Origin of the sequence: Sphingomonas sp. STIS6.2, assembly GCF_000732685.2 — a bacterium.
Classification (GTDB): Bacteria; Pseudomonadota; Alphaproteobacteria; order Sphingomonadales; family Sphingomonadaceae; genus Sphingomonas; species Sphingomonas aerolata.
In genome coordinates this window covers 46,754-72,461 of record NZ_JPDP02000056.1, presented here as the reverse complement: position 1 = coordinate 72,461, position 25,708 = coordinate 46,754, and the positions used below count along the sequence as shown (strand labels likewise).

Annotated in this window: 26 protein-coding genes and 1 pseudogene; 7 read left to right on the top strand and 20 right to left on the bottom strand. The window is 69.7% G+C overall.

Annotation, left to right across the window (positions count from 1 at the left end):
• Window positions 1-190: 190 nt before the first annotated feature.
• The 5 genes and pseudogenes from sphst_RS10585 to sphst_RS10565 form a co-directional block, all read right to left on the bottom strand.
• Window positions 191-1,084: pseudogene (locus tag sphst_RS10585) on the bottom strand (phage distal tail protein, Rcc01695 family); the annotation flags it as partial.
• A 1-nt stretch (window position 1,085) separates the two neighbouring features.
• Complete coding sequence (locus sphst_RS10580; protein ID WP_107045519.1) at window positions 1,086-2,207, bottom strand: phage portal protein; 1,122 nt, start codon at window positions 2,205-2,207, stop codon at window positions 1,086-1,088.
• A gap of 264 nt (window positions 2,208-2,471) precedes the next feature.
• Complete coding sequence (locus tag sphst_RS10575) at window positions 2,472-3,794, bottom strand: DNA-packaging protein (RefSeq protein WP_107045518.1); 1,323 nt, start codon at window positions 3,792-3,794, stop codon at window positions 2,472-2,474.
• Window positions 3,794-4,363: a hypothetical protein gene (locus sphst_RS10570; RefSeq protein ID WP_107045517.1), complete on the bottom strand. Its 570-nt coding sequence runs from the start codon at window positions 4,361-4,363 to the stop codon at window positions 3,794-3,796. The genes sphst_RS10575 and sphst_RS10570 overlap by 1 nt, the downstream gene beginning before the upstream one ends.
• Before the next feature lie 139 nt (window positions 4,364-4,502).
• Entirely contained in the window at window positions 4,503-5,372 is an 870-nt protein-coding gene (locus sphst_RS10565; RefSeq protein WP_031396609.1) for a 3-hydroxyacyl-CoA dehydrogenase NAD-binding domain-containing protein, read from the bottom strand.
• Between the two features lie 106 nt (window positions 5,373-5,478).
• On the opposite strand from sphst_RS10565, the gene sphst_RS10560 reads away from it, so the two are divergent.
• Window positions 5,479-6,630: a DUF1176 domain-containing protein gene (locus sphst_RS10560; protein ID WP_107045516.1), complete on the top strand. Its 1,152-nt coding sequence runs from the start codon at window positions 5,479-5,481 to the stop codon at window positions 6,628-6,630.
• 139 nt (window positions 6,631-6,769) lie between these two features.
• Here sphst_RS10560 and sphst_RS10555 read toward each other — a convergent pair whose 3' ends face one another.
• Genes sphst_RS10555 through ispG form a run of 5 tightly spaced genes read right to left on the bottom strand, consistent with a single transcriptional unit; the run spans window position 6,770 to window position 9,925 of the window.
• On the bottom strand, window positions 6,770-7,246 hold the full coding sequence (locus sphst_RS10555) for a GNAT family N-acetyltransferase (protein WP_107045515.1): 477 nt from the start codon (window positions 7,244-7,246) through the stop codon (window positions 6,770-6,772).
• Window positions 7,243-8,145, bottom strand: coding sequence for a DMT family transporter (locus sphst_RS10550; RefSeq protein WP_107045514.1), 903 nt, complete (start codon window positions 8,143-8,145; stop codon window positions 7,243-7,245). The genes sphst_RS10555 and sphst_RS10550 overlap by 4 nt, the downstream gene beginning before the upstream one ends.
• Window positions 8,142-8,522, bottom strand: a complete 381-nt coding sequence (locus sphst_RS10545; RefSeq protein WP_031394175.1) for a type II toxin-antitoxin system VapC family toxin — start codon at window positions 8,520-8,522, stop codon at window positions 8,142-8,144. The genes sphst_RS10550 and sphst_RS10545 overlap by 4 nt, the downstream gene beginning before the upstream one ends.
• Window positions 8,519-8,749, bottom strand: a complete 231-nt coding sequence (locus sphst_RS10540; protein WP_043156878.1) for an AbrB/MazE/SpoVT family DNA-binding domain-containing protein — start codon at window positions 8,747-8,749, stop codon at window positions 8,519-8,521. Before sphst_RS10540 ends, sphst_RS10545 begins: the two co-directional genes overlap by 4 nt.
• A 36-nt stretch (window positions 8,750-8,785) precedes the next feature.
• Window positions 8,786-9,925: a flavodoxin-dependent (E)-4-hydroxy-3-methylbut-2-enyl-diphosphate synthase gene (gene ispG / locus sphst_RS10535; protein WP_107045513.1), complete on the bottom strand. Its 1,140-nt coding sequence runs from the start codon at window positions 9,923-9,925 to the stop codon at window positions 8,786-8,788.
• 115 nt (window positions 9,926-10,040) lie between these two features.
• Here ispG and sphst_RS10530 point away from each other — a divergent pair, with 115 nt between their 5' ends.
• The 4 genes from sphst_RS10530 to sphst_RS10515 all read left to right on the top strand — a co-directional run bounded on the left by sphst_RS10530 (window position 10,041) and on the right by sphst_RS10515 (window position 13,629).
• Complete coding sequence (locus tag sphst_RS10530) at window positions 10,041-10,562, top strand: DUF1993 domain-containing protein (RefSeq protein WP_107045512.1); 522 nt, start codon at window positions 10,041-10,043, stop codon at window positions 10,560-10,562.
• Window positions 10,563-10,646: 84 nt separating this feature from the next.
• A complete protein-coding gene (locus tag sphst_RS10525; RefSeq protein WP_031394853.1) occupies window positions 10,647-11,828 on the top strand; it encodes an acyltransferase family protein in 1,182 nt (393 codons plus the stop codon).
• Window positions 11,829-11,836: 8 nt separating this feature from the next.
• Entirely contained in the window at window positions 11,837-12,766 is a 930-nt protein-coding gene (locus sphst_RS10520; RefSeq protein WP_107045511.1) for an isoaspartyl peptidase/L-asparaginase family protein, read from the top strand.
• Window positions 12,763-13,629 (top strand): S1/P1 nuclease, encoded by an 867-nt coding sequence (locus sphst_RS10515; protein ID WP_107045510.1) that lies wholly within the window; start codon window positions 12,763-12,765, stop codon window positions 13,627-13,629. Before sphst_RS10520 ends, sphst_RS10515 begins: the two co-directional genes overlap by 4 nt.
• Before the next feature lie 218 nt (window positions 13,630-13,847).
• Here sphst_RS10515 and pal read toward each other — a convergent pair whose 3' ends face one another.
• The 9 genes from pal to sphst_RS10470 all read right to left on the bottom strand — a co-directional run bounded on the left by pal (window position 13,848) and on the right by sphst_RS10470 (window position 22,104).
• Window positions 13,848-14,375 carry a peptidoglycan-associated lipoprotein Pal gene (pal, locus tag sphst_RS10510; RefSeq protein ID WP_031395926.1) on the bottom strand — a complete coding sequence of 176 codons (528 nt, stop codon included), beginning with the start codon at window positions 14,373-14,375 and terminating at the stop codon, window positions 13,848-13,850.
• Between the two features lie 52 nt (window positions 14,376-14,427).
• Entirely contained in the window at window positions 14,428-15,810 is a 1,383-nt protein-coding gene (gene tolB, locus sphst_RS10505; protein ID WP_107045509.1) for a Tol-Pal system beta propeller repeat protein TolB, read from the bottom strand.
• Between the two features lie 170 nt (window positions 15,811-15,980).
• Complete coding sequence (locus sphst_RS10500; RefSeq protein ID WP_107045508.1) at window positions 15,981-17,057, bottom strand: cell envelope biogenesis protein TolA; 1,077 nt, start codon at window positions 17,055-17,057, stop codon at window positions 15,981-15,983.
• A 27-nt stretch (window positions 17,058-17,084) separates the two neighbouring features.
• Complete coding sequence (gene tolR, locus sphst_RS10495) at window positions 17,085-17,522, bottom strand: protein TolR (RefSeq protein WP_037531582.1); 438 nt, start codon at window positions 17,520-17,522, stop codon at window positions 17,085-17,087.
• A gap of 35 nt (window positions 17,523-17,557) precedes the next feature.
• Window positions 17,558-18,250: a protein TolQ gene (tolQ, locus tag sphst_RS10490; protein WP_031440027.1), complete on the bottom strand. Its 693-nt coding sequence runs from the start codon at window positions 18,248-18,250 to the stop codon at window positions 17,558-17,560.
• Window positions 18,247-18,708 (bottom strand): YbgC/FadM family acyl-CoA thioesterase, encoded by a 462-nt coding sequence (locus tag sphst_RS10485; protein WP_031440026.1) that lies wholly within the window; start codon window positions 18,706-18,708, stop codon window positions 18,247-18,249. Before sphst_RS10485 ends, tolQ begins: the two co-directional genes overlap by 4 nt.
• Window positions 18,709-18,800: 92 nt before the next feature.
• Window positions 18,801-19,601: a hypothetical protein gene (locus sphst_RS10480; RefSeq protein WP_107045507.1), complete on the bottom strand. Its 801-nt coding sequence runs from the start codon at window positions 19,599-19,601 to the stop codon at window positions 18,801-18,803.
• A 132-nt stretch (window positions 19,602-19,733) separates the two neighbouring features.
• Complete coding sequence (locus tag sphst_RS10475) at window positions 19,734-20,753, bottom strand: NAD(P)H-dependent flavin oxidoreductase (RefSeq protein ID WP_031440024.1); 1,020 nt, start codon at window positions 20,751-20,753, stop codon at window positions 19,734-19,736.
• 97 nt (window positions 20,754-20,850) lie between these two features.
• Window positions 20,851-22,104 (bottom strand): aspartate kinase, encoded by a 1,254-nt coding sequence (locus sphst_RS10470; protein WP_056407466.1) that lies wholly within the window; start codon window positions 22,102-22,104, stop codon window positions 20,851-20,853.
• A gap of 52 nt (window positions 22,105-22,156) precedes the next feature.
• Here sphst_RS10470 and ubiG point away from each other — a divergent pair, with 52 nt between their 5' ends.
• Both ubiG and sphst_RS10460 read left to right on the top strand, forming a co-directional pair.
• On the top strand, window positions 22,157-22,897 hold the full coding sequence (gene ubiG / locus sphst_RS10465) for a bifunctional 2-polyprenyl-6-hydroxyphenol methylase/3-demethylubiquinol 3-O-methyltransferase UbiG (RefSeq protein ID WP_082446908.1): 741 nt from the start codon (window positions 22,157-22,159) through the stop codon (window positions 22,895-22,897).
• Between the two features lie 223 nt (window positions 22,898-23,120).
• A complete protein-coding gene (locus sphst_RS10460) occupies window positions 23,121-24,617 on the top strand; it encodes a glycosyltransferase family 39 protein (protein WP_199848948.1) in 1,497 nt (498 codons plus the stop codon).
• On the opposite strand, the gene sphst_RS10455 is transcribed toward sphst_RS10460, so the two are convergent.
• A complete protein-coding gene (locus tag sphst_RS10455; protein WP_107045506.1) occupies window positions 24,499-25,695 on the bottom strand; it encodes a glycosyltransferase in 1,197 nt (398 codons plus the stop codon). The two genes, sphst_RS10460 and sphst_RS10455, sit on opposite strands and share 119 nt — an antisense overlap.
• Window positions 25,696-25,708: the final 13 nt, after the last annotated feature.

Here is a 25,708-nt window from a genome sequence, read left to right as displayed (position 1 = left end):
AATTCTCCAAAACCCCTCTCCCCCCGGGGGAGAGGGAGGGGCCCGCGCGAAGCGTGGGAGGGTGAGGGCACGTGAGGCTCGGGCCCAACGCCCAACGCCCCCACCACCCCTCCGTTCGCCCTGAGCGAAGTCGAAGGGCAGGCCCCGCACACCAGTGCTTCGACTACGCTCAGCACGAACGGAGTGGAGCCTACCCCTCCCGCACCTCCACCAAAGGCACCGAAGCCGCGACCCCCGCCAGAAACGTCGCCCGCGCCACGCTCAGCCGGTCCTCCGCAAACCGCACCGGCACGTCGAACGCGAACCCCGCGCTCACCACCGCACCCGCCGCCGGCGCCGCGTCGAGCACCACCCACCCCCCGGCCACCACCGAGAAACCCGACGTCGCGACGCCATCGACCGCGACCGACACGCTCCCCGCGACCGGCCGCGTGATCCGCCGCGTCGCCGCGTCATAGTGCTTCACCAGCGCGAACCGCCGCGCGATCCCGTCGCCGACCCCCAGCACCTCCCCGACCGCCTCGGCATCGAACGGATCGCGCAACCGGAAGCTGCGCGCCGGCCCCATCCGCGCGCGGAAGAACGCCAGCAGCACGCCGATATCCGCCTCGCTCCGCAGCCCCGGCCCGACGTCATAGCTGGTCCGCGCCTCCGCCCAGGCCGCGTTGCGCTGCTCGGCGCCCCCCGCGCTGGTCAGGATCGCGGTCGAAAATCCCGGTATCACCTCCGCCTCGCGCCCCAGCGCGAGCGGAAACAGCACGTCGTCATGCGCGTCCACGATATCGTCTCCCCCTTCGGTCTCGAAATGCACGAACCCGTCGCGCATCACCTGCGGCAGCGCCCAGACGAACGTCTCGCCGACGCCGCGCGCGCGCGCCGCCACCGCCGCCGCCTCGATCCGCGCCCAGTCGCCCGCGCGCTCGGGCGCGGTCACGAACCCCGACAGATAGTGTTGCCGCTCGACCGGATAGCCCAGCCGGCCCTCGACCAGCGCGACCGCATCCGCCGACGACGCGACATCGCCCGCGGTCACCCAGTCATAATCCTCGAGCTGCAGCACATCGAACGCCGGTGACCCCCATCCATCACGCCCCCTCCTTCACATCGAGCATCGCGCGCTTCTCCGCATCGCTCAGGAACGTCGCCGCGCTGACCATCCCCCACAGCCGCTCGCGGTCCTCGACCAGCGCCGGCACCCGGTCGAGATCCACCCGCAGCGCCGCCCCCTCGAACCAGCCCGACAGCCCTTGCGCGATCCCCGTCAGCACGCTCGTCGCCAGCGGCAGGATCGCCAGCCGCCACAGCGCCCGGTTCGCCTCGCGGTAATTGGCGTAGCTGTTATCCCCCGGCAGCCCGAGCAGCATCGGCGGCACCCCGAACGCCAGCGCGATCTCGCGCGCCGCCGCGCCCCGCGTCCCCGCAAAATCCATGTCCGCGGGCGTCAGGCTCAGCGCCTGCCATTTCAGCCCACCCTCGAGCAGCATCGGCCGCCCCGCATTCCCGCTCCCCGCAAACGACGCCTCCAGCTCGCTTTTGAGCCGCGCGAACTGGTCCGCCGACAAGGCCGACCCGTCCCCCGGATCATAGACCAAGGCCCCCGAGGGCCGCGCCGCATTGTCGAGCAGCGCCGTGTTCCACCGCGCCGCCGCATTGTGGATCCCGACCGCGGCGGCGGCGGCGCCCAGGCACCCCAGCCCGTAATGATCGTCGACCGGATGAAACGCCTTCAGGTGGATCACCTGCGGCCGCACCGGATCCGCCGACAGTCGCGTCACCCGCGCGCCGACCGCATAGCGATACGCCGCCGGCCACCCGCCCGCATCCGCCTCGACGCTCACCCGCTCGGGCCGCAGCGCGTAGAGCTCGGCGGCACCCCCGTCCGCATCGCGCAGCACCTGGACATAGGCATTGCCGTGGAGCAGCAGCTGTGCCGCCACCGTCTCGATCAGCATCTGCCCCCCCGACCGCGCGGTGACGAGTGCGACCAGCGCCGGATCCGACCCGTCGAGCGGCGCCGACCCGACGCCTTCGACGACCAGCTTCACCGCCCGCTGCGCCACCGCATTCCCCAGATACGCCTCGCGCACCTGCGCCTCATACCCCCGTGCCCCCGCGACTCCGCCCGCCCCCGCCCAGCCAAGACTCCCCGCCCCCGACAAAGCCGGCCGCGCGCCCTCCCGCCCGGACTTCCACCCGAACAACCCCATAGAATCCTCCCGAAAACCGTAACAAAAACCCCTCTCCCCCGGGGGAAGAGGGACCCAAAAACCCTCTCCCCCCGGGGGAGAGGGAGGGGCCCGCGCGAAGCGTGGGAGGGTGAGGGCACGTGAGGCTCGAAACTCAACCCCACCCCCACCCGTCATCCTGACGAAAGTCAGGATCCAGAGCCAAGCAGCGTCACCCCATGCGACCCTGGATCCTGACTTTCGTCAGGATGACGGAGAAGGGGTACGGGCCCCCAAAGCCCCACCTCAAACCACCCTCACCCCCACCTCGACCCGCCGCCGCAAGCACAACTCCGTCAACGCCCACACGAGCGCATCCGCCCGATCCGGCGAGCGCCCGGGCCCGACATACCCCCCGCTCACCAGCCCGCAGAGCTCGTCCTCCAGCGCCGGAAACGCCCCGACATGAAAGACCCGCCCGCCCTCGTACAACGTCGCCACCGGCTCCGCCCGCGCGACCTTCCCGCGGCTCGCATGGACCAGCCGCACCGGCAGCGCACAGTCCGCCGCCATCAGCACGCTGCGGACCATCTCCCCGCCCTGGTTGCACTCCGCGACCACCCGGTCCGCACCGTGCTTCGCCGCACAGTCCGCCACCGCGCGCGCCCAGCCCTCGGGCGACAGGCCCGCAACACTCGCATCTTCCAGCACATAGGCGAGCCCGTCCTCGCCCAGCGCGACGCACACGATCCCGCACGCATCGCCCCCCGTCCCCGCCGGCGGATCGACCCCCACGACCACGCGCACCAGCGCCGGCACCGCCCCGCCGCGCTGCCGCTCGAGCAGGTCGCGCGTCCACAGCGCGCCCTCGACATCGTCGATCAGTTCGCCGTCCAGCTCCTGTCGCCCCAGCCGCGTCCCCGCATAGGTCTGGGTCATCGCCGCGACGAACGACGCGGGCAGGAACGGATTCTCCCCCGTCCCCCCGCGCGATTCAAACAGCCCCGGCAGCGCGAGCAGCCGCCGCATCAGCGGCACCGGCCGCGGCGTCGTCGTCACCAGCACGCGCGGCCGGTCGCCGATCCGCAGGCCCATCATCAGATTGCCCCAGGTCGCGTCGCCATAGCGCCACTTGGCCAGCTCGTCGCACCACGCCGCATGATGCTCGGGCCCGCGCAGTTTCTCGGGCGCCTCCGCCGAATAGACGAACGCGCGCGCGCCGCTGTCGAACACGAACTCGCCCGCGTCGCGCCGCCAGCGATAGGTCTCGCCCGCCTGCGCCACCGCGATCAGCCCGCTCTCGCCCTCGACCATCACCTTGCGGACGTCGTCCATCGTGCCGCCGACCATCGCGATCCGCGCGCCCGGCATCGCGCGGGCCAGCGCGCTCACCCATTCGGCGCCCGCGCGCGTCTTGCCGAAACCGCGGCCCGCGCGGATCAGCCAGACCTGCCAGTCGCCCGCGGGTTCGCGCTGCCCCGGCAACGCCCAGATCGCCCAGCTCTCGTGCAGCGTCCTGAGTTCCGCCTCGGACAGCCCGCGCAACAGCGTCACCAGCTGCCCCCGCGGCAACCCCCGCAACCGCGCGAGCACGGCAGGATCGAACGTTGCGCCTTCGGTATCCGCCATCACGCATCCCCCGTGACGGACGAAGCCTGCGCGTCCAGCGCATCGAGCCGCGCGACCAGCACCGCCTCGAGCTCGGCCAGCGACACGCGCTTGCACAGCGTCCCCGCCCCCGATCCGCCAGCCGCGCCACCCGCAGCCCCCCCGCGCTTGCGAAATCCCAGCGCCTGCACCGCGACCCGCGGATCGAAATGCGCCCCGCGCGACTCCGCCTCCGCATCCCCGTCAACGACCCCGTCAGGTTCCCCCTCAGCTTCCCCCTCAGACTCCGCCTCAGCTTCCCCCTCAGCTTCCCCCAAAGCATAGGCCAGCAACCGCGCCTCGAGCGTCTCGTACGCCGCCTCGATCGCCCCCGCCCAGTCCGCCGCGAACACCGCGTCGCGCGCCTTCAGCGCATGCGCCCCGCGCGGCGCCATCCCCACCGCGCGCGCCGACGCCGCGATGTTGCACGTCGCCGCCAGATGCTCGAGAAACGCCGCGCGCTTGGCGGGCGTCCAGCCGCCCTTGGCGGCCTTGCGCACCTGCAACCGGCCCCCTGCTTTCCCGCCACCCGCCGCCACACCCGCCGCCATGCGCCATCCCCCAAATGGATCGGGCCGGTCCGCCGCCGGGGGATCACCCCGACCGCGTCCGGCCCGACTCGCAATTCGTCATCGTTCCCGTTATGTGCCAGAACAGCGTGACGATGTCAAGGGTGAATAACCGATCTGGTTAGCGCGTCGGCACCGGCTCCGCACCCGAATAGTCGTAGAAGCCGCGCTTGGTCTTGCGGCCGAACCACCCGGCCTCGACATATTTGACCAGCAGCGGCGCGGGCCGGAACTTCGGATCGCCGGTCCCCTCGAACAGCACGCGGGTGATCTCCAGGCAGGTGTCGAGCCCGATGAAATCGGCCAGGGTCAAAGGCCCCATCGGGTGATTGAGCCCCAGCTGGCACGCCAGATCGATGTCGCGCACCCCCGCCACGCCTTCGCCGAGCGCAAAGCACGCCTCGTTGATCATCGGCATCAGCACGCGGTTGACGATGAACCCCGGCGCGTCGTTCGCATGCACGACCTGCTTGCCGAGCTTTTCGGCGAACGCCTCGACCGCGGCGACCGTCGCGTCCGACGTGGCGAGCCCGCGGATCAGCTCGATCGGCCGCATGACGGGGACGGGATTGAAGAAATGCACCCCCATGAACCGCGCCGGATCGGGCGCTGCCTGCGCCAGCCGCGTGATCGGGATCGACGAGGTGTTCGACGCCAGGATCGCGTCCGCTTTCAACACCTTGCCGACCTCGGCAAAGATCGTCCGCTTGATCGCCTCGCGCTCGGTCGCGGCCTCGACGACGATGAAACAGTCGCCCATCTCGGCGACGCTCGCGACCGGTTCGATATTGGCCAAGGTCGTCTCGCGGAAGTCGGCGGTGATCTTCTGCTTCTCGACCAGCCGCGCCATCGCCTTGCCGATTCCCGCCTTGCCCGCCTCGGCCTGGGGCAGGCCCATATCGGCCAGCAGCACGCGGTAGCCCGCCTGCGCGGCGACCTGCGCGATCCCCGCGCCCATCTGTCCCGCGCCGATTACGCCGATCGTCTGCATCGCACTCTCCATCTCCATTGCCGCCCCTTACCATTGATGGTTGTTCGACTATGGCCTCGCCCCTATCGAAGCGGGACCGTCGCCGCCAGACCGGTCAGGAGGTCGCATGCGCTATCCAGTTCTCGTTTCGCTTCTGCCCGTTTCGGTTCTGGTGGCCGCGACGGCCTGCAGCCCCAGCGGCAACACCGGCGCGCCCAACGACGCCACGGTCCCGCTCGAAACCCCCGCGCGCCCCAAGCCGCGCCCCGTCGTGCGCGGCGCCGCCCCGCAGGCCCCCGCGGAGCCCGCCGTCGACTCCAAGGCACGCCCCCGCCCGACCAGCGTAAAGACCTTCGGCGCCTGGGGAATTGCCTGCGATAACGGTGCCTATTGCACCGCGGTCTCGATGGCGCCCGACGATTCGAGCATCGCCGAACTCTCGATCGTGGTCGAGCGCGGCCCCGCCGCCGACGCCCCCGTATCGGTGACGATCGGCACGCCGGGCAGCGCGCTCCGCCGTGTCGTCGTCGCGATCGACGGCACCCCGCTCGCCAGCGGCAATCCGGGCGACGACCGGCGCTTCACCGTCACCGGCCCGGTCGCGATGACGCTCGCCCGCCGCCTCGCCACCGGCACCGCGATGACCGCGCGACTCGACGGCCGGACGATCCCCGTCGTCATCACCGGCGCCGCCGCCGCGCTCCGCTATGCCGACGCGCAACAGGGCCGCGCGGACACCCCCGGCGCGCTTGTCGCGACCGGCGACAAGCCGCCCGCGACCACCCCGCCCGCACTCCCGACGATCCTCGCCGCCCCGCTCACCGACCGCAGCGCGCAGGCCCCCGCCGCGCCGCTCGTCGCGCAGATGCGCCAGCGCACCGGCTGTGCCGCGGACCAGTTCGGCCCCGTCACCAACGAGACCTATGCGCTCGACGCCACCACCGATCTCGTCCTGCTATCCTGCGGATCCGGCGCGTATAATGTCATCACCCGCGCGCTGATCGTCCGCGACGGCAAGGCCAGCGAAGCGCCGTTCGACCTGCCCCCGCAATTCGGCGAACCCGGCGCGAAACCCGCACTCGTCAACGCGGGCTACGACCCGAAGACCGGGCTGCTCAGCTCCTACGCCAAGGGCCGCGGCATCGGCGATTGCGGCGTCGGCCAGGACTATGTCTGGGACGGTACCCGCTTCCGCCTCGCCGAAATGCGCATGATGGGCGAATGCCGCGGCGCGATCACCTGGCCCGTCATCTGGCGCACGACGGTCGCCCGCAACTGACGCCCCTTCTTCTTCCGTCATCCTCTTCTTCTTCCGTCATCCTGACGAAAGTCAGGATCCAGAGTTACTCAGCGCCAACCTGTTTGGCTCTGGATCCTGACGTCCGTCAGGATGACGGCGCCCGCGGCTGACGGCAGGCCTACCGCCCCGCCAGTTTCACCAGCGCATCCCCCGTCAACCGCTGGATCGTCCAGTCCTCCATCCCCACCGCACCCAGCTTGCGATAGACCGCGATCGCATCCGCATTCCAGTCGAGCACCGACCATTCGAACCGCGCACAGCCCCGGTCGATCGCGATCCCCGCCAGATGCGCGAGCAGCGCACCGCCGACCCCCTGCCCGCGCGCCTCGGGCGTCACGTACAGATCCTCCAGATACACCCCGCGCTTGCCCGTCCAGGTCGAGAAATTGTGGAAGAACACCGCGAAACCGACCGGTCCCTGCGGCCCTTCCGCGATCACCGCCTCGGCGGCGGGGGTATCCCCGAACAGCGCCTCGCCCAGCGTCGCCTCGGTCGCCTCGACCGCATCGGGCTCGCGCTCGAACGCCGCAAGCTCGCGCACGAAGCGCAGGATCGTGCCGGTATCGGCGCGGGTGGCGGAACGGATCTGGGTCATGCGGCGGCCTCCATCGACGTCTGCGCGATATCGCGCCGCCGCGCCGCATACAGGCATGCGACGACGATGACACCCGCGCCGCACGCGGTAAACGCCGACACCCGCTCGCCGAACACCAGATAGCCAAGCCCCGCGGCATAGACGAACGAGCTATATTCGGTCGTCGCCAGAAATCCCGTGTCACCGTGGGCATAGGCCCAGCCGAGCAGCCACAGCGACGCGGTCGCCAGCCCCGCCGCCAGCAGCAGCCGCGGCCATGTCGCGGCATCGGGCACCACCGCCAGCCACGGCGCCGCAAGCGCCAGCGTCGCGGTCACCACCAGCGCCTGGAAGAACGCGATCTCGCCCGGCCGCGCCGCCTGCGCCTGCACCCGCGCGATCACCAGATTGACCGCATAGAGCAGCGCCGATCCCAGCACCGCGGCGACCCCCGTCAGGCTCGCCGCCCCCGCCGCGCCCTCGCGGCCATGCCCGATCATCACGATCCCGACCCCGCCCAGCGCCACGACCGACGCGACCACGACCCGGCGCCCGACGCGTTCGCCGAGCGTGACGGCGGCGAGCAGCAGCGCGAGGATCGGCGAGATGTAGGTCAGCGAAATCGCCTGCGCCATCGGCACGCGCGCCAGCCCCCAGAAGAACAGCAGCGCCATCGCCGCGGTCACCAACCCTCTGGCAAGATGGAGTTTCAGCGCCCGCCCGCTCGGCCGCCCGCTCCGCCCGAGCTTCCAGGCGACCGCCCCCAGCCCGACACTCGCCATCTGCCGCCAGAGCAGCGCGTTATACACCCCGATCCCCAGCACCAGCGACTTCATCACCGCGTCCATCACCGAGAACAACCCGATCCCGAGCGCCGCGACAGCAAAGGCCAGAGCAGGCGAAACGAGCCGGGCTGTCATCGAATCAGGCGGACTTCGATATCCAGATCGAGCCCGGCCCACGCGGTATCTGCCGTCAACACCGGCACCGCCAGGCGCGCCGCGAGCGCAAGGCACGCCCGATCGCCGAGCGAGAGACCCAGCGGCCGCGTTGCCGTGCGCAACGTCGCCGTCCGCACCGCGTCTTCCGTGCCATAGGCGAAGCTCTCGATCGGCAGCGTCTTGAGCACACTGGTCACGTCTTCCGCCGAAAGATCGAGGTCGATTACCTTCGTCATGATCTCGGCCAGATTGACGCTCGACAGGCAGAACGGGCCAATGTCGCGAACCAGAATATCGCCGCCCGGCTCACCACGAAGATAGGCCAGCACGACCGACGCATCGATGACCTGTCTCATTCGCCCCAGTCGGCGCGTCGCTCGTGAAGAAACTGGTCGACGCTATATCCGCTCAGCCCGCGACGCAGACGCGCCAGCGCCGCATCGGGGTCCTCACGGCGAAGCAGGATGCCGTCGGCGTTCGCTTCGAGGACGATCGAGTCACCGTCCTTGATGCCCAATTCCCGGCGCAAGTCCGCCGGAATCACGATCTTGCCGCCAGTAATCACTTTGGCATGATAGGTCATGGCCGAGCCTCCAGTACCCGACGCATAGCACCGGACCTATTCCGCCGCCATCTCCGGCACCAGCGCCGCGACCGCCGCGTCCGCCGCCTCGATCTCCGCCGCCTTGGCCTCGACCAGCTTGACGATATGGTTCACCATGTCCGCATCCTGGACATGATGATCGGTGACCCCCGACAGATACACCATGTGCTTGCCGTTGCCGCCGCCGGTGATCCCGATATCGGTCTCGCGCGCCTCACCCGGCCCGTTCACCACGCAGCCGAGCACGCTGAGCGACATCGGCGTGCGGATATGCTGCAATCGCTCCTCCAGCGCCTGGACGGTGCGGATCACGTCGAACCCCTGCCGCGCACAGCTCGGGCACGACACGACGCGCACGCCGCGGTTGCGGATACCCAGCGCCTTCAGGATCTCGAACCCGACGCGCACTTCCTCCTCGGGCTCGGCCGACAGCGAGACGCGGATCGTGTCGCCGATCCCGTACCAGAGCAGGCTGCCCATCCCGATCGCCGACTTGACCGTGCCGCCGACGAACCCGCCCGCCTCGGTGATGCCGAGATGCAGCGGGCAGTCGACCTGTTCGGCGAGCTGCTGATAGGCCGCCACCGCGAGGAACAGGTCGGACGCCTTCACCGCGACCTTGAACTCGTGAAAGTCATGGTCCTGCAGCAACTTGATGTGATCGAGCGCCGATTCGACCAGCGCATCGGGGCACGGCTCGCCATATTTCTCAAGCAGATGCCGCTCGAGGCTCCCGCCGTTCACGCCGATCCGGATCGCGCAGCCATTGGATTTCGCCGCGTCGACGACCTCCTTCACGCGCGCCGCAGACCCGATATTGCCCGGGTTGATCCGCAGGCACGCCGCGCCCGCATCCGCCGCCTCGAGCGCGCGCTTATAGTGGAAATGGATATCCGCGACGATCGGCACGCGGCTCGCGCGGACGATCTGCTTCAGCGCGCTGGTCGATTCGACATCGGGGCAGCTGACGCGGATGATGTCGACGCCCGCCTCTTCGCAGCGGCGGATCTGGTCGACCGTCGCCTTGATGTCGTCGGTCGGCGTGTTGGTCATCGTCTGCACGGTGACGGGCGCATCGCCGCCGACGGGGACGTTGCCGACCATGATCTGGCGGCTCGTACGGCGGGTGATATCGCGCCAGGGACGAAGGGACATGAAGATTCCTCGTGGGTTCACCGCCGTATATAGCGGCTGGACGCGGCGAGCGAAACAACGCTGGCACATGCCGCCGCACGGCCATAGGTTGCCGCATCTCAGCGGAGCCCGATCGATGACCCTGTCCCTCTACGATGCGACGATCCCCTCCAACCTCCAGGTCCTGCGCGCGCTCGACGCGCTGCTCGACAAGGCCGAGGCCTTCGCCACCGAGCGCGGGATCGCCCCCGCCACGCTGATCGATGCAAAGCTCGCCGACGACATGCTCCCCTTCGGCTATCAGGTGAAGTCGTGCGTCGCGCATTCGGCGGGCGGCGTGCAGGGCGTCCGTGACAGCGTCTTCTCCCCCGACCGCAGCGCCTGGCCGACCGATTTCGCCGGGCTCCACGCCGCGGTACAGGGCGCGATCGCGACGCTCGAGGGCTATGACCCGGCCGAGTTCGACACGCTCGCCACCACCGCGACGAAGTTCGAATTCGGCAGCTATGTCATGCCCTTCACCGGCGCGAACTTCCTGCTGTCCTTCTCGCAGCCCAATTTCTACTTCCACGCCAGCATCGCCTACGCGATCCTGCGCGCGCAGGGCGTCCCGCTCGGTAAACGCGACTTCCTCGGCGTCCCCCGCATGGCCGCCTGACCGGGCCGGGCCGGGCGGGCCCGCGCCGGCGTGACGGGGCAGCGCGTGCTTGCAGCCCCGTCACCCGCCGCCTAGGGCGCTGCGATGACCCGGCATTACGGCATGGACTGGCTGCGGATCGGCGCCTTCGCCCTGCTGATCCTTTACCATATCGCGATGGTCTTCGTGCCGTGGAACTTCCATGTGAAATCGGCGCATGTCGAGGACTGGGTGCGGCTGCCGATGCTCGCCACCAATGCGTGGCGGCTGACGTTGCTGTTCGTCGTCTCGGGCTATGCCAGCCGCGCGCTGCTCCGCCGGTCGAGCGGACCGGTGCGCTTCTTCGCGACGCGCTGCTACCGGCTGCTCGTGCCGCTCGCCTTCGGCATCCTCGTCATCGTCCCCCCGCAACCCTGGGTCGAGCTCGTCACCCGGCACGGCTATGCGGGCAGCTACTGGACCTTCTGGACGCACGATGCCTTCCGCTTCGGCCCGCTCGACGGCCTGTGGCTGCCCGCCTGGAACCACCTCTGGTTCGTCGTCTATCTCTTTGTCTACACCGCAGTCCTGACGCTCGGCGTCGCGCTGGTCCGGGGCCCGCGCAGCCTGCGCAGCCACCAGAATGTCCGCAGCCGCGGCGCGCAGCGGCTCTTCGACCGTGTCTTCGGCGGCTGGCTGGTGCTGCTCCTGCCGCTCGCCTGGCTCATCTTCGTGCATGGCTGGTGGTTCCAGATGGCGGCCGAGAGCCAGGCGCTGCTCGGCGACTGGATCGCGCACATCACCTATTTCCCCGCCTTCCTGTTCGGCTTCGGCCTCGCGCGCTCCGAACCCACGATCGCCGCGATCGCGCGGCTGTGGAAGATCGGCGCCGGGCTCGCGCTGCTCGGCTATGCGACGATCCTCGGCATAGAGCTTGGCTTGCCCGCCGGGGTTGCGAAGCCGCACTGGGTCTATACCGCCTACGGCATCGCGCATGCGCTTGAGCAATGGGGCGGAATCGTCGCGCTGATCGGGCTCGCCGAACGCCATCTCAACCGCGACCATCGCTGGCGGCCGATGCTGACCGAGGCGGTGTTCCCCTTCTACCTGATCCACCAGACGATCATCGTCCTCGTCATGTACGTGCTGCTCCCCGCCGGCCTTCCCGGCTGGGCGGAGTTCCTGATGCTGCTCGCCGCGACGCTGATCGGCTGCTTCGCTTTCTACCGGATCGGCCGCAGGGTCGCCCCCTTGCGCCCGCTGATCGGGCTGCGTCTCCACCTTCGTCCCACCCCGCCAACCTTGTGAAAGCCCCCATGCCCCAACCCAACTGGACCCTCGTCATCCACGGCGGCGCGGGCAAGCTCGACCGCGAGATGCTCTCCGCCGACCAGGATTCGGGCGCGCGCGCCGGCCTGTCGCGCGCGCTCGACGCCGGCGCCGCGGTGCTTTCGGGCGGCGGCACCGCACTCGACGCGGTCGAGAACGCCGTCCGCGTGCTCGAGGATGATCCGCACTTCAATTCGGGCCGCGGCGCGGTGTTCACGCATGACGGCGGGATCGAGCTCGACGCCGCGATCATGGACGGCCGTACCCGCGCCGCGGGCGCCGTCGCCGCCGCCACCGCGACTCGCAGCCCGGTCGGCCTCGCCCGCGCGATCCTCGACGACGGCCGCCACGTCTTCCTCGCAAGTGCCGGCGCGGACGCGTTTTCGCGCGAGCACGGCCTCGAACAGGCGGATCAGGACTGGTTCGCCACCGACGAGCGCCGCCGCCAGTTCGCCGAGCTTCAGGCGAGCGGCGACATGTTCGACGTCGACATGAAATACGGCACCGTCGGCGCGGTCGCCTGCGACGGTAACGGCCATGTCGCCGCCGCCACCTCGACCGGCGGTGTCACCGGCAAGCGCTGGGGCCGGATCGGCGATTCGCCCGTCATCGGCGCGGGCACCTTTGCCGACGATCGTGCCTGCGCAGTGTCATGCACCGGCTCGGGCGAGTTCTTCCTGCGCGTCGGCGTCGGGCATGAGATCGCCGCGCGCGTCCGCCTGACCGGCGAACCGCTCCAGGCCGCGACCGAGGCGGTCCTCGCCGAAGTCCGCGCGCTCGGCGGCACCGGCGGCGCGATCGTCGTCGCCCCCGATGGCAGCATGGCCTGGTCGTTCACCACGCCGGGCATGTACCGCGGTACCGCATCCGCAAAGGGCGCGCGCAGCGTCGCCATCTACGCTAGTGAGCAGCCATGATTCGCACGTCCCTGACCGCGCTCGGCCTGCTCGCCGCAACCGCGCTGACCGCCGCCCCCGCCACCGCCTATTGGGAATATGGGCATGAGACGGTCGCGCAGATCGCCTATGCCAATGTCGCGCCGCGCACCAAGGTCGCGATCCGCCGCCTCCTCGCGCAGCAGGCGTTGCTCGACACCCCCGAATGCCCGGCCGGCACGATCGAAGAGGCAAGTGTCTGGGCGGATTGCATAAAGCCGCTCAAGACCGCCGACGGCAAGTCGCGCTTCGGCTTTGCGTACAGCTGGCATTACCAGAATGTCGATGTCTGCGCGCCGTTCGACCTGACGCCTGCCTGCAAGGACGGCGACTGCGTCTCCGCGCAGATCGACCGCGACGTGACCCTGCTCCGCGACCGCAGGACCTCGCCGCACGACCGCGTCCAGGCGCTCGCCTTCCTCATCCACTTCGTCGGCGACCTCCACCAGCCGCTCCACGCGGGCGATCGCCACGACAAGGGCGGCAACGACGTGAAGACCGATTACGGCATCTACGCCCCCGCGCGGCTCAATCTCCACTCGGTCTGGGACGGCACGCTCGCCGAACGCGCGATCTCCGCGCCGCCCTCGCTCGTCCGCCGCTACCCCGCCGCCGAACGCGCGCGCATCGCGGCCGGCACCGTCGCCGACTGGAGCCGCGAAAGCTGGCAGATCGCACACGACGTCACCTACGCCTCGGCGCTCGGCGGCGACGCCTGCGCCCCCGTCCCCCCGCGCGTGAAGCTCGACGAAGCCACGATCGCCCGCATCGCCCCCGTCTCCCGCGAAGAAGTCCGCAAAGGCGGCCTCCGCCTGGCAAAACTCCTAGACAAGGCCCTGACCTAAAACCCCTCTCCCCTCGGGGGAGAGGGAGGGGCCCATGCGCCCTTGCGCATGGGAGGGTGAGGGCACGAGGCTCAAGCCCCCGCCGTCATTCCCGCGAAGGCGGGAACCCAGACCGGCTACCCTCGCGACCATGCCCGACCGTCAGCCCATCTGGATCCCCGCCTCCGCGGAGATGACGAAGGACGGGGCAAGGCTCCTAACGAGCCCGCCCCCGGCCCTCAGTTCAGCACGATCGTGACCGCCCGGCGATTCTCCGCCCAGGCCGCATCGTCCGACCCCTGCGCCACCGGCCGCTCCGACCCATAGCTGATCGTCGTCATCCGCGACGCCGACACGCCGCGTGCCGCCAGGTAGTTCTTCGCCGAATTGGCCCGTCGGTCGCCCAGTGCCAGGTTATACTCGCGCGTGCCGCGCTCGTCGCAATGCCCCTCGATCGTGATCCGGACATTGGGGTTGCGCGCCAGCCACTCGGCCTGGCTGTCGAGGATCGCGCGCGCGGTCGGATCGATATCGTACATGTCGAGCGCGAAATTGACCGTGTTGCTCTGCACCGAGCGGCGGAAATCGGCGTCCGACCCGGGCACGATCGCGCCGTTCGCGCCGCCATTGGCCAGCCCGCCGGTCGGGTCGACGCCCGCCGACGAATCGACGGGGGCGGGCGGCAGGGTCTCGGGGCGCTTCTTGGCGCAGCCCGCGACGGCGATCAGCGCGGTCGCGCACAGCAGCGTTGTCGTAAACTTGGCCATCACATCTTCTCCCGTGGTCGGAACATATTCCAACATAGATTACATAATCGGTCTAGGGCCGCAGCGGGCCCCAGGCTGGATCCGACCCGTCGAGCGGGGTCGGAATCTTGCGCTCGTTGACGCCCGTCAGGTCGACGGACCACAGGTCCGCCTTGCCCCCGCCGCCGCGTCCCGAGCGGAAGAAGTTGATCACGCGGCCGTTCGGCGACCAGCTCGGCCCCTCGTCCTGCCAGTCGTTGGTCAGCAGCTTCTCGCCACCGCCGCTCGGGCTCATGATCCCGATCCGGAACCCGCCGCCCAGCTTGGTGAACGCGATCAAGTCGCCGCGCGGGCTCCACACCGGCGTCGCATAGCGCCCGCCGCCAAAGCTGATCCGCTGCTGGTTCGATCCGTCGGCGTTCATGACATAGATCTGCTGCCCGCCCGACCGGTCGCTCTCGAACACGATTTTCGATCCGTCGGGCGAATAGCTTCCGCCCGTGTCGATCCCCGGCGAATTGGTCAGCCGCTGCGGCGCGCCGCCCTGGCTCGACACGCGGTACACGTCGGTATTGCCGCCCTGCGCCATCGAGAACAGGATGTTGCGGCCATCGGGCGAGAAGCGCGGCGCAAAGGTCAGGCTGGCATTCTGCACCACCAGCCGCTGCCGCCCGGTGCCGATGTCATAGACATAGATCGCCGGCCGGTTGTTCACATAGCTCATATACACGATCGACTGCTGGTTCGGCGCGAACCGCGGCGTCAGCACGATCGACTGGCCATTGGTCAGGAACCGGTGGTTCGCACCGTCCTGGTCCATGATCGCCAGCCGCTTGATACGCCGGTTTTTGGGTCCGGTTTCAGAGACATAGACGACGCGGCTGTCGAAATAGGCGCCCTCGCCGGTCAGCCGCGTATAGACCATGTCCGCGCATTTATGCCCGGCACGCCGCCAGTCCGACGGCGGCACGACGAACCCCTGCCGCGTCAGCTCGGCGCGCGACGACACGTCGTACAGATAGCAGCCGACCGTCAGGTTCCCGTCGCCATTCGCGCGGATGAAGCCCTGCACCAGCGCCTGCGCACCCGTGCTGCCCCAGTAATCGAACCCCGGTGCGGTAACCTCGGGAAAGCCGATCGCGCGCAGCTGCCCGGGGGCGAGCGGCGTGAACAGACCCGAATTGCGCAGGTCGTTGGTGACGATATCGGCAAGCTGCCGGCCGAGCACGTCGGTCGACCCCGCCGGCGTCGACACCACCGCGGACGTCGGCATCACCGGCACCGCGATCGGCATCGGCGCGGAGATCCCGCCCGTCACGTCGACCACCAGCCCGCCGGACTGATCCTCCGCCGCCGGCGTGCCCGCCTGCGGAACGGGCGCCGGCGCATCCTGCGCACTGGCCGCACCGCCGGCAACGAGTGCCAACACGCCGACCGAAGCAAGCACCGCCCTCACCCCAGACCCCACCCCGGCGAAGGCCGGGGCCCAGCTGGGAGACGCTGCTGCAAGCACGGTGCGCGCCGTCACGAAAACCTCTCCACCTGGGCCCCGGCCTTCGCCGGGGAAGAGGCTGGAGATCATGGCAGGCCGGCGGGGGGACAGCGATCGGAACATAACGGACATCCTCATCCGGGAAGCTTGTAACGCAGGCTGAAATTGCTCCAGCCATTCTGCACGTCATACAGGTCGTCGGGCAAACCGCGCAGCGGCGAACAGCCCGTGAAGGTCGCGATCGCCAGATCGTCGACGCGGTCGACATAGCGCCTGTTCTCGTCGTCGACGCCCGCATGCCCGGTGATCGTCGGCCGCGACTTCAGCGTCCCGTCGCGGTTGAGCTTCAGGTTGATCGTCACGCGGATCCGCTCCGCGCCCGGCCCCGGCGTCACCTGCCGGTTCGCGCAGGGCTGCACCTGTCGCAGGATCGCCGAGCCGATATTGGCCGCCGCCTGCGCGCCGAGCTTGGCCGCCTTGGGCGCTTCCGACTTGCTCGGCGACGGATCCGCCGACAGGCCCTTCAGGAAGTTGTCCCCCAGCCGCGACCCGCGCGGCCGCGCCGCCTTCGCGTCCGCAGTCGATCCGCTGCCCTTGGTCGCGGACGGCTTGGCGGGCTTTGCCGAGGACGCCGCACTCTTGGCGGGCGCCGCGCTCGACTTGGCCGCGCTCTTCGCCGGTGCCGCCTTGGCAGGCGATGGCTTGGCCGCCGGTTTCGCGGGCGCAGGCTTGGATTTCGCCGGGCTCGGCTTGGCCGGCGCAGGCTTGGCCACCGGCTTCGGGACTGGCGCAGGCTTCGCCACCGGCTTGGGCGGCGCGGGCCTGGGCTTGGCCACCGGCTTGGGCTCGGGCTTCGGCTCGGGCTTGGGCGCCGGTTTGGGGGGCGCAGGTTTGGGCGCAGGCTTTGGTGGGGCCGGCTGCGGCGCAGGCGGCACCGGATCCGGCTGCGGCTCGGGCTCGGCCTCCTGCGGCGCGGGCGGTGCCGCATCCTCGGGCGTGCCCTCGTCGGGCGCGACCGATTCGGCGGGCGTCTCCGCCGATTGCGGCGCGGTCGCCTCGAGCGCCACGTCGGGCACCAGGCTGATGTCGATCGGCTGCTGGACGATCTTGGGCGGCTCGGGCGTGTCGAGAAACCCGACCGACAACAGCGCGAACAGCACGACATGCCCGACCAGCGCGACGCCGAACCCGATCTTTTCGGAGCGATCCATCACCAAGGGCCCATCACCGCCGCGACATCAGTTGGGTGTGCCCTCGACCGTCACCAGCGCGACGCGGTTCAGCCCGGCGCGGTTGAGCTCGCCCATCACGCGCATCACCCGGCCGTAATCGAGCTTGCGGTCCGCGCGCAGCAGCACCTGCGGCTCGTTGCCGACCGCCCGGCTCGCCGCGATCGAGGCGAGCCGTACCGGCAGCGCGTCCTCGCCGATCTGATCCTGGTCGATAAACACCGCACCCGTCGCATCCATCGAGATCTCGACGGGTTTCTGCTCCTGGTCCAGCGCCTTGGCACGCGCATCGGGCAGGTTCACCGGCACGCCCGCGGTCATCAGCGGCGCGGTCACCATGAAGATGATCAGCAGCACCAGCATCACGTCGACCATCGGCGTGACGTTGATGTCCGCCATCGGCGCGCGCCGCCCGCGACCGCGACCCGAAGGAAGGTTCATCGCCATCTACGCGCCTCCCGTGCACAGCACCGGCCGGCCGCTCATCGCGCGCCGTCCAGCTGCCGCGACAGCGTCGCATGAAAGCCGTCGGCGAAACGGTTGAGGCTCGCCTCGATCCGGTTGATGCCGTGGCTGAAGCGGTTGTACGCGATCACCGCCGGGATGGCCGCGAACAGGCCGATCGCGGTCGCGAACAGCGCCTCGGCGATCCCCGGCGCGACGACCGCGAGCGAGGTGTTCTGCGCCGCCGCGATGCTCGTGAAGCTGCGCATGATGCCCCAGACGGTGCCGAACAGCCCGACGAACGGCGCGACCGATCCGACCGTCGCCAGCACGTTCAGCCGGTCCGACAGCGTGTCGATCTCGTGCGCGACCGCCGCGCCCATCGTCGTGGCGAGCCGCTCGCGCGTCCCGGCCTTGTCGATCGTGCCGCCCGCGGTCGACCGCCGCCACTCGGTCACCCCGGCCGCGAACACGCGCGCCGATGGCAGGTCGGTCTCGCTCTCGGCCTTGTAGAACACGTCGATGTCCTCGGCCTTCCAGAAGTCGCGCTCGAACCGCACCAGTCCCTTGCGCGTCTTGCCCAGCCGCCGCCAGAACGCGACGATCAGCGCCCAGGTCCAGACGCTGGCGAGCAGCAGCCCGATCATCACGCCCTTCACGACCAGATCGGCCTGTAGGAACAAGTGGATCGGCGACAATGTCGCGCTATCCATAGTCAGAACCGGATTCATGCTTCCCCCTGCCAGACAAGGCGTTCGTAGATGTCAGTCCATGCGCGCGGCTGGCGTCGCGGCCGGCCGTTGGGGGCGATCAGCGCCGCCACCACGTCCGCCTCGGCCAAGACAAGCCCGCCGCACATGACTCGTTGATGAATGGCGACGCTGGCCGCGCGGACCTGCGTGATCCGTGAGACGATCACCAGCGCATCGTCGAGCCGCGCGGGCGCGGCATAGCGGATGGCGAGGCTCGCGATCGCATAGGAGCCCTCGCCCGCCTCGAACGCCGCGCGCTGGTCGATCCCGCCGACGCGCAGCATGTCCGACCGCGCGCGCTCCATGTAGCGCAGGTAATTGGCGTGGTAGACGACGCCCGACAGGTCGGTGTCCTCGAAGTACACGCGCAGCGCGAACCGGTGCTCGCGCCCCGCAAAGCGCCCTCCCGCCGGTTGATCCTGCTCTGCGTCAGCCATTCCGGGGGCTGTTAACCCAAGCATCGCCGCGAAGAAAGCATTCGCGTCGCCCGGCCCGCGTTTCGCACCGGCGCAAGCGGATACGACTCGTCTTATTGCAGGACGCCCGGATCGACCTGCAGCTGCGGACGCGGCGCGACGGGAAGCGGGGGCTGTGTGACGGGCCGGAGCTGCGCCTGCAATCCCGGCGTGGCGGGCGGGGCAGACGGCAGCGGTGCCACGCCGGAACTGCCGACCGGGACCGCGCCGTTGCTCGCAAAGATCACGCGCTGTGCCGGAAGCGGCTGCACCGCAGTGCCGCGCCAGGCGTCGAACGCACGGTAGAAATCGGTGAAGGGCTGCTCCAGCATCGGCAGCCGCGTCGCGGCAAAGCTCGCCAGCATCGGCCCCGGCACGCTCGCGCCCTCCGCCAGCACGCGCCCTGCCGCTTCGCAGAAGGCATCGCGCGACGGCGACTGCGAGAAGAAATTGTACAGCCGCGTCATCGAATCGTCGTAGCGATCCTGCCAGTCGCCGCCGCCCGCGCGATATTCCGCCGAATAGGTCGCCTCGGCCTTGGCCAGCACCGGCTTCTGCGCGGCGAGCATCGCGTTGTAGCCCGCGACGATTACCGCCTCGTCCGGTCCGCGGCACGCGAGCGCCGCGACGTTCAGCGCAGCGCGCAGGTGCCAGATCTTCGCGGATTCGGTCAGGTTGCGGTTCGGCGTCGGATAGGTGCCGTCGGCGAGCACCGCGGGGATCTTCATCCCCGGGAACGCACCCTTGGGCAGCGGGGCGGCGACCGGTACCGGCGCGACCGGCGCCGGTGCGGGCGCCGCGACCTCGACCGGCTTCCGCGCGCACCCGGCGAGCAGGGCTGCGGTCACCGCAATCATCGCAAACTGACGCTTCATCGACTCAAGTCCTCGCTGTCCCCCGACCGAGACAGACCTGCCGCGATAAGGTTAACAGGGTATAAAACGCGTACGCGACTGCAACCCTAATGCGACGAACGGCACGATCGCAGCGTGTTAGGCCGGGAAGGATCAGGCCGCGCGCGCCTCCAGCGCCGCCGCCGCCTGTGCCATCAACTCGGCGATGATGTCCGCGACCGGCTCTTCCTTCGTGACCATGCCGACCGACTGGCCCGCCATCACCGACCCGTGCTCGACATCGCCGTCGACCACCGCGCGGCGCAGCGCGCCTGCCCAGTAATGTTCGATCTGCAACTGCGCCTCGCCCATCGCCACGCGCCCCTCGTCGAGATGCCCCGCGACCTCGCGCTGCTTGGCGGAGAACAGCTCGCCCGCCGCATTCTTCAGCGCGCGCACCGGGATAACCGGCAGCCGCGCGTCGAGCTGGACGCTGGCGATCGCATCGCGCGCCGAAGCGCGGATGAACGCCTTCTTGAAATTGGCATGCGCGATCGATTCGGTCCCGCAGACGAACCGCGTGCCGAGCTGGACGCCCGCAGCCCCCATGTCGAGATAGCCCGCAATCGCCTCGCCGCGACCGATCCCGCCCGCGACGAACACCGGCACCAGCTCGGCGATCTCGGGCAGCATCTCCTGCGCCAGCACGCTCGTCGACACCGGGCCGATATGCCCGCCGGCTTCCATGCCCTCGATCACCAGCGCATCGACGCCGCTGCGGATCAGCTTCTTGGCCAGCGCCAGCGTCGGCGCGAAACAGATGACCTTGGCGCCGCCCGCCTTGATCGCCTCGAGGCTGCCCTTGGGCGGCAATCCGCCCGCAAGCACGACATGGCCGACCTTGTGCCGCGTGCACACCGCGATCAGCTCGACCAGGTCGGGATGCATCGTGATCAGGTTCACGCCGAACGGCTTGTCGGTCATCGCCTGAGTCGCGGCGATCTCGGCATCGAGGAGCGCGGGCGTCATCGCCCCGCACGCGATCACCCCGAACCCGCCCGCGTTCGAAATCGCGGAGACGAGGTTGCGCTCGCTCACCCACGACATCGCCCCGCCAAGGATCGCGACCTCGGACCCGAGGAATGCGGCGCCGCGCGCCATGCGACGCTGAAGCCGGTCGCTGCCGATGGTCATTACAAAACTCCCGTTCGTGTCGAGCGAAGTCGAGAAACCCCGCGCAGTATCCGTGACATATTTCCCGACAATGCTCGAAACGAACGGACGGTGTCCGTCAAGCCGCATCCTCGGCATCGAGCCCGTAAGCGGTATGCAGCACGCGCACCGCCAGCTCGGTATAATCCTCTTCGATCAGCACGCTGACCTTGATCTCCGACGTCGCGATCGCCTGGATGTTGATCCCGCGCTCGCCGAGCGTGGTGAACATCGTCGAGGCGACGCCCGCATGGCTGCGCATCCCGACGCCGACCACCGACACCTTGGCGACGCGCGTGTCGTGGACCAGGCTCGCGAAACCGATCGCGTCCTTCGCCTTGTCGAGCACGTCGAGCGTCCGCGCCAGATCCGCCGAGGGCACGGTGAACGTCACGTCGGTCGACCCGGTCGAATGCGCGACGTTCTGGACGATCATGTCGACGTTGATCCCCGCATCGGCGAGCGGCGCGAAGATCGCCGCGACCGATCCCGGGCGATCGCTGACCTGCGTCAGCGTGATCTTTGCCTCGTTCTTGTCATGCGCGATGCCGGTGATGAGCTGGCGTTCCATATCGTCGATTTCCTCTTCGCCCACGATCAGCGTGCCGCGGTGACCATCGGTCGTATCGCCATCCTCGAACGAGGACAGCACGCGCACGCGCACATTCTCTTTCATTGCCAGGCCCACCGACCGCGTCTGCAGCACCTTGGCGCCGACGCTGGCGAGTTCCAGCATCTCTTCATACGTCACCTTGCCGAGCTTGCGCGCGCGCGGCACGATCCTCGGATCGGTCGTGTAGACGCCGTCGACATCGGTATAGATGTCGCAGCGATCGGCCTTCATCGCCGCCGCCATCGCGACCGCCGACGTGTCCGACCCGCCGCGCCCCAGCGTGGTGACGCGCTGGCCTTCCGCCACGCCCTGAAACCCCGGGATCACCGCGACAACCCCGTCCGCAAGGCTCGCATCGAGTGCGACCGTGTCGATCTCGCCGATACGTGCCGAGCCATGCGCGTCCGAAGTGTTGATCGGCAGCTGCCAGCCCAGCCACGACCGCGCCTTGCAGCCCGCGGCCTGCAGCGCGATCGCGAGCAAGCCGCTCGTGATCTGCTCGCCCGCCGAGACGACGACGTCATATTCCTTCGCATCGTACAGCGACGACGCCTCGCGGCAGAAGCCGACCAGCCGGTCGGTCTCGCCCGCCATTGCGGAGACGACGACCGCGACCTCGTTGCCTGCATCGACCTCGCGCTTCACGCGCGCCGCGACGTTGCGGATACGTTCGATCCCGGCCATCGACGTCCCGCCGAATTTCATCACGATACGGGCCATGGGCAGCGTAAATCCCTTTGGGTCGAAGCGGCGGCCCTGATAGGTAGCGCGCATGATACTGGCAAGTGACCGCAACGAAAGCGCAACAATCGATCCCCGGGAGGCCGCGCATTTCGGCACGATGGCGGCCGACTGGTGGAACCCCAGGGGCTCGTCCGCGCCGCTCCACCAGCTCAATCCGCCCCGCCTGCGCTACATCCGCGACCGGGTCGATACGCACTGGCACGGCGACGGCACGGGCTTCACCCCGCTCGCCGGCCGGACCGCGCTCGACGTCGGCTGCGGCGCGGGGCTGCTCTGCGAACCGCTCGCGCGGCTCGGCGCCAGCGTGACGGGGATCGACGCCGCGCCCGAAAATATCGCCGCGGCAGAAATACATGCAGCGCAGAGCGGGCTCGCGATCGACTATCGCGCGGGCGGCGTCGAGGGGCTCGACGGCCAGTTCGACCTCGTCACCAGCCTCGAGGTGATCGAGCATGTCAGCGACCCTGCCGGCTTTGTCCGCGGGCTCGCGCGCGTGCTGGCCGACAATGGCCTGCTGATCCTGTCCACCCCCAACCGCACGCCCTTGTCGCGGCTCGCGATGATCACGATCGCGGAAGGCACCGGCCGCATCCCGCGCGGCACGCATGACTGGAACAAGTTCCTCACCCCCGAAGAACTGACCGCGCTGTTGCGCGACGCCGGCCTCCACGTCGTCCACACGCAAGGCCTCGGCTTCTCGCCGGCAACCGGCTTCACGCTCAGCGATTCGACCAGCCTCGACTATTTCCTGACCGCGGTAAAAGCCTGACCCTTGCCCCCTCCCACACCACCCCGGCGAAGGCCGGGGCCCAGTTGGGAAGGCCAGGGTAACGAAGCGCGACCCTCAGCCATGACCGCCCCCCGACTGGGCCCCGGCCTCCGCCGGTGTGGAACCGAATCCTGCCGGGGTGGACCAAATAATGGAGCCTAGCCCTCCCCACCCCTGTTCACCCGCGAAGGCGGGTGCCCAAACTGGCCACCCGCCTTCGCGGGTGAACATCCTTCTTCTAGGGGGTTTAGCCGCGCTCTACATCGCGCTCGCCCTCCTCCGCCCCGTCGACCACGACGAAAGCCAGTATGTCGCCGCGGCCGTCCTCACCGCGCACGGCCTGCTCCCCTATCGCGACTTCGCCTATCTCCAGACCCCGCTCCAGCCCTTCCTCCTCGCACCTGTAGCGCTGATCGCCGGCGCCTGGACCTGGCCCGCCCTACGCCTCACCAACGCGCTGCTCGGCCTCGCAACCGTCGCGTTCGTCCACGCCGCAGCGCGCCGCACCGGCGCCGGCCCCGTTACCGCGCGCCTCTGCGCCGCCTTGTTCGCGACCACCGACATCCTGCTGTTCAGCATCGGCACCGCGCGCAACGACGCGCTTCCTGCCGCCTGCCTCGCCGCTGCGCTCTGGCTGATCGTCCGCGAAGACCGGACCCGCGCCGGCGCGCTGACAATCGGCCTTCTGCTCGCCGCCGCGGTCGCCGCGAAGATCTCCTACGCCTTCCCCGCCGCCGCCTATGGCCTCTACGCGCTGGTCCATCCCCGCCACCGCGTCTGGCTGGTCGCGCTCGGCGCGGTCCCGATCGTCGCCTTCGTCGGCTGGACCTTCGCGCTGTCGCCCGAAGGCTTCCTGTTCGGCACGCTGCACTTCCCCGCCCAGGCGCCCGCGGAATATTACGCGGCCCGGCCCTGGAAGCTCTCGCTTGCCGCCAAGGCGCTCGATACGCTGAAGTTCCTCGCGCTCGGCGCCGCGCTGCCCGCCCTCGCCCTCGTCGCGCGGGCCGCGATCCGACGGCGGCGCGTCACCCTGCTCGACCTGCTCGTCCTCGCCGGACTGGTTGCCGCGCTGCTCCCGGTGCCGACCTGGCGACAATATCTGCTGCCGATGCTGCCCCCGCTGTTCGTCGCGCTCGCCGCCGCCTGGACCGCGCAACCGCCGACCCGCGCAACCACCCGGATCATGGCCGTCTTCGCGCTGCTCGGCCTCGCACCGACGCTCACAGCACTCGTCGAATCCGGCCGCCTTTCGCTCGTCACCGCCATGCGCGAAGCCGCCACGCTCAGGCGAACGCTCGACGCGCGCCGGATCGCCGGCCCGATCGTCACGCTGTCGCCGCAGATCCTGCCCGCCACCGGCCGCCTGCCCGATCCCCGCTTCGCCGCCGGCCCCTTCTACTTCCGCAGCCGCACCCTGCTCGACCCTGCCGCCGAGGCCCGGCTCCACCTCGTCGCGCGCGATCGCCTACACCTCGCCCCGGGCACCGTCATCCTCACCGGTGGCGAATCCGCGACCGCGGGCGATTCCCGGCTCGACGCCGCGCTCGAGAAGGTGGCATCCGGAGCGGTCGCCGTCCCCGGCACCCGCTTCCGGCTGTCGGTCACGCCGCCAGCCGCCCCCGTCGCGCCGCGATCAGCCCGGCATAATAGTCCACCAGTTCCACCGCATGCGCATGATCCGAGCGGACCTGCGCCGACGCCACGACCGCCGCGCGCCTGAGCATCCCACGGTCGCGCGCGAACAGCCGCGCGATCGCCGCCGCCGCCGAGGTCGCATCGCGCGCCGTATAGAGCTCGCTGGCATGCCGGTCCGCAATCTCGGCGCACCCGCCCGTATCGGGCACGATCAGCGGCAGCCCCGACGCCATCGCCTCCGACGCGACCAGCCCGAACGGCTCGGCCTCCGATCCGTGGATCAGCGCGTCGCAGCTCGCCATGATCGCGGCCAGCCGCTCGCGGTCATAGACCGGTGCGAACATCCGGATATGCGGCGATCCGCCGATCCGCCGCGCGATCGCCTTGCTCTGGCTGCCCGTGCCGAACAGGATCAGCCCGATCGGCAGGTCGGTGCCCGCGCGCGCGACCGCGTCGACGACCAGCGGCCAGCGCTTCTCGCCGTGATGCCGGCCCAGCCCGATCAGCAGCATCGCGTCCGCCGGCAAACCGCATTGCTGCAACAGCCGCGCCCGCAGCGCCTCGTCGCGCAGCCGCGGCGAGAAATGGCCGCGCTCGATCCCCAGCGGCATCGCCGCATCGATCCGGACCCCACGCGCGCGCAACCGTTTCTCCAGTGCGGGTCCGTTGGTGACGACCGTATCGAACCGCGTCAGGAACCGGTTCATGTAGCGGCTGTACCAGCCGAACGCGCGCTCGATCCGGTCGTGGCTGGCGAACCCCGCGAACCAGCGCTGCGCATAGGCGGCGATATTGTCGTTGTGCATGAAGAAGGATTTCAGCGCGCGCTGCTGCCCGTCAGGCCCCATCCAGTCGCCGACGAACCAGGCGGGCCGCCACGGCGAACAGCATTCGACCACATCCGGATCGAGCTCGTCGAGCACCCGGTGAATCGCCGCACGGTCCCAGAACAGCCCGTAGTTGCGATCGAACGGCATGCCCGGCGATTTGAGATAGATCACGCGCCCGCCACCCGGCCGCTCATCGACGCGGTCCTCGCGACCCGGCGCGACGACGATCAGCTCGTGCCCCAGATCGGCGAGGATCCCCATCTTCCGGTCGATATAGGTGCGCACGCCACCGCCGGTCGGCGAGTAGAATTCGTTGACGTCGACGATCCGCATCTCAGCCCGCCCG

Excerpts from the sequence above, each read along its gene's own strand:
- sphst_RS10540 (WP_043156878.1), bottom strand. The coding sequence starts at position 8,749 with ATGACCTATCATGCCAAAGTGATTACTGGCGGCAAGATCGTGATTCCG.
- sphst_RS10575 (WP_107045518.1), bottom strand. The coding sequence starts at position 3,794 with ATGGCGGATACCGAAGGCGCAACGTTCGATCCTGCCGTGCTCGCGCGG.
- pal (WP_031395926.1), bottom strand. The coding sequence starts at position 14,375 with ATGGCCAAGTTTACGACAACGCTGCTGTGCGCGACCGCGCTGATCGCC.
- ispG (WP_107045513.1), bottom strand. The coding sequence starts at position 9,925 with ATGTCCCTTCGTCCCTGGCGCGATATCACCCGCCGTACGAGCCGCCAG.
- sphst_RS10555 (WP_107045515.1), bottom strand. The coding sequence starts at position 7,246 with ATGACCCAGATCCGTTCCGCCACCCGCGCCGATACCGGCACGATCCTG.
- tolR (WP_037531582.1), bottom strand. The coding sequence starts at position 17,522 with ATGGCGATGAACCTTCCTTCGGGTCGCGGTCGCGGGCGGCGCGCGCCG.
- sphst_RS10470 (WP_056407466.1), bottom strand. The coding sequence starts at position 22,104 with ATGGCCCGTATCGTGATGAAATTCGGCGGGACGTCGATGGCCGGGATC.
- sphst_RS10530 (WP_107045512.1), top strand. The coding sequence starts at position 10,041 with ATGACCCTGTCCCTCTACGATGCGACGATCCCCTCCAACCTCCAGGTC.
- sphst_RS10550 (WP_107045514.1), bottom strand. The coding sequence starts at position 8,145 with ATGACAGCCCGGCTCGTTTCGCCTGCTCTGGCCTTTGCTGTCGCGGCG.
- sphst_RS10480 (WP_107045507.1), bottom strand. The coding sequence starts at position 19,601 with ATGAAGCGTCAGTTTGCGATGATTGCGGTGACCGCAGCCCTGCTCGCC.
- ubiG (WP_082446908.1), top strand. The coding sequence starts at position 22,157 with ATGATACTGGCAAGTGACCGCAACGAAAGCGCAACAATCGATCCCCGG.
- sphst_RS10565 (WP_031396609.1), bottom strand. The coding sequence starts at position 5,372 with ATGCAGACGATCGGCGTAATCGGCGCGGGACAGATGGGCGCGGGGATC.
- sphst_RS10475 (WP_031440024.1), bottom strand. The coding sequence starts at position 20,753 with ATGACCATCGGCAGCGACCGGCTTCAGCGTCGCATGGCGCGCGGCGCC.
- sphst_RS10580 (WP_107045519.1), bottom strand. The coding sequence starts at position 2,207 with ATGGGGTTGTTCGGGTGGAAGTCCGGGCGGGAGGGCGCGCGGCCGGCT.
- sphst_RS10515 (WP_107045510.1), top strand. The coding sequence starts at position 12,763 with ATGATTCGCACGTCCCTGACCGCGCTCGGCCTGCTCGCCGCAACCGCG.
- sphst_RS10500 (WP_107045508.1), bottom strand. The coding sequence starts at position 17,057 with ATGGATCGCTCCGAAAAGATCGGGTTCGGCGTCGCGCTGGTCGGGCAT.
- sphst_RS10560 (WP_107045516.1), top strand. The coding sequence starts at position 5,479 with ATGCGCTATCCAGTTCTCGTTTCGCTTCTGCCCGTTTCGGTTCTGGTG.
- sphst_RS10545 (WP_031394175.1), bottom strand. The coding sequence starts at position 8,522 with ATGAGACAGGTCATCGATGCGTCGGTCGTGCTGGCCTATCTTCGTGGT.
- tolQ (WP_031440027.1), bottom strand. The coding sequence starts at position 18,250 with ATGAATCCGGTTCTGACTATGGATAGCGCGACATTGTCGCCGATCCAC.
- sphst_RS10525 (WP_031394853.1), top strand. The coding sequence starts at position 10,647 with ATGACCCGGCATTACGGCATGGACTGGCTGCGGATCGGCGCCTTCGCC.
- sphst_RS10570 (WP_107045517.1), bottom strand. The coding sequence starts at position 4,363 with ATGGCGGCGGGTGTGGCGGCGGGTGGCGGGAAAGCAGGGGGCCGGTTG.
- sphst_RS10485 (WP_031440026.1), bottom strand. The coding sequence starts at position 18,708 with ATGGCTGACGCAGAGCAGGATCAACCGGCGGGAGGGCGCTTTGCGGGG.
- sphst_RS10455 (WP_107045506.1), bottom strand. The coding sequence starts at position 25,695 with ATGCGGATCGTCGACGTCAACGAATTCTACTCGCCGACCGGCGGTGGC.
- sphst_RS10520 (WP_107045511.1), top strand. The coding sequence starts at position 11,837 with ATGCCCCAACCCAACTGGACCCTCGTCATCCACGGCGGCGCGGGCAAG.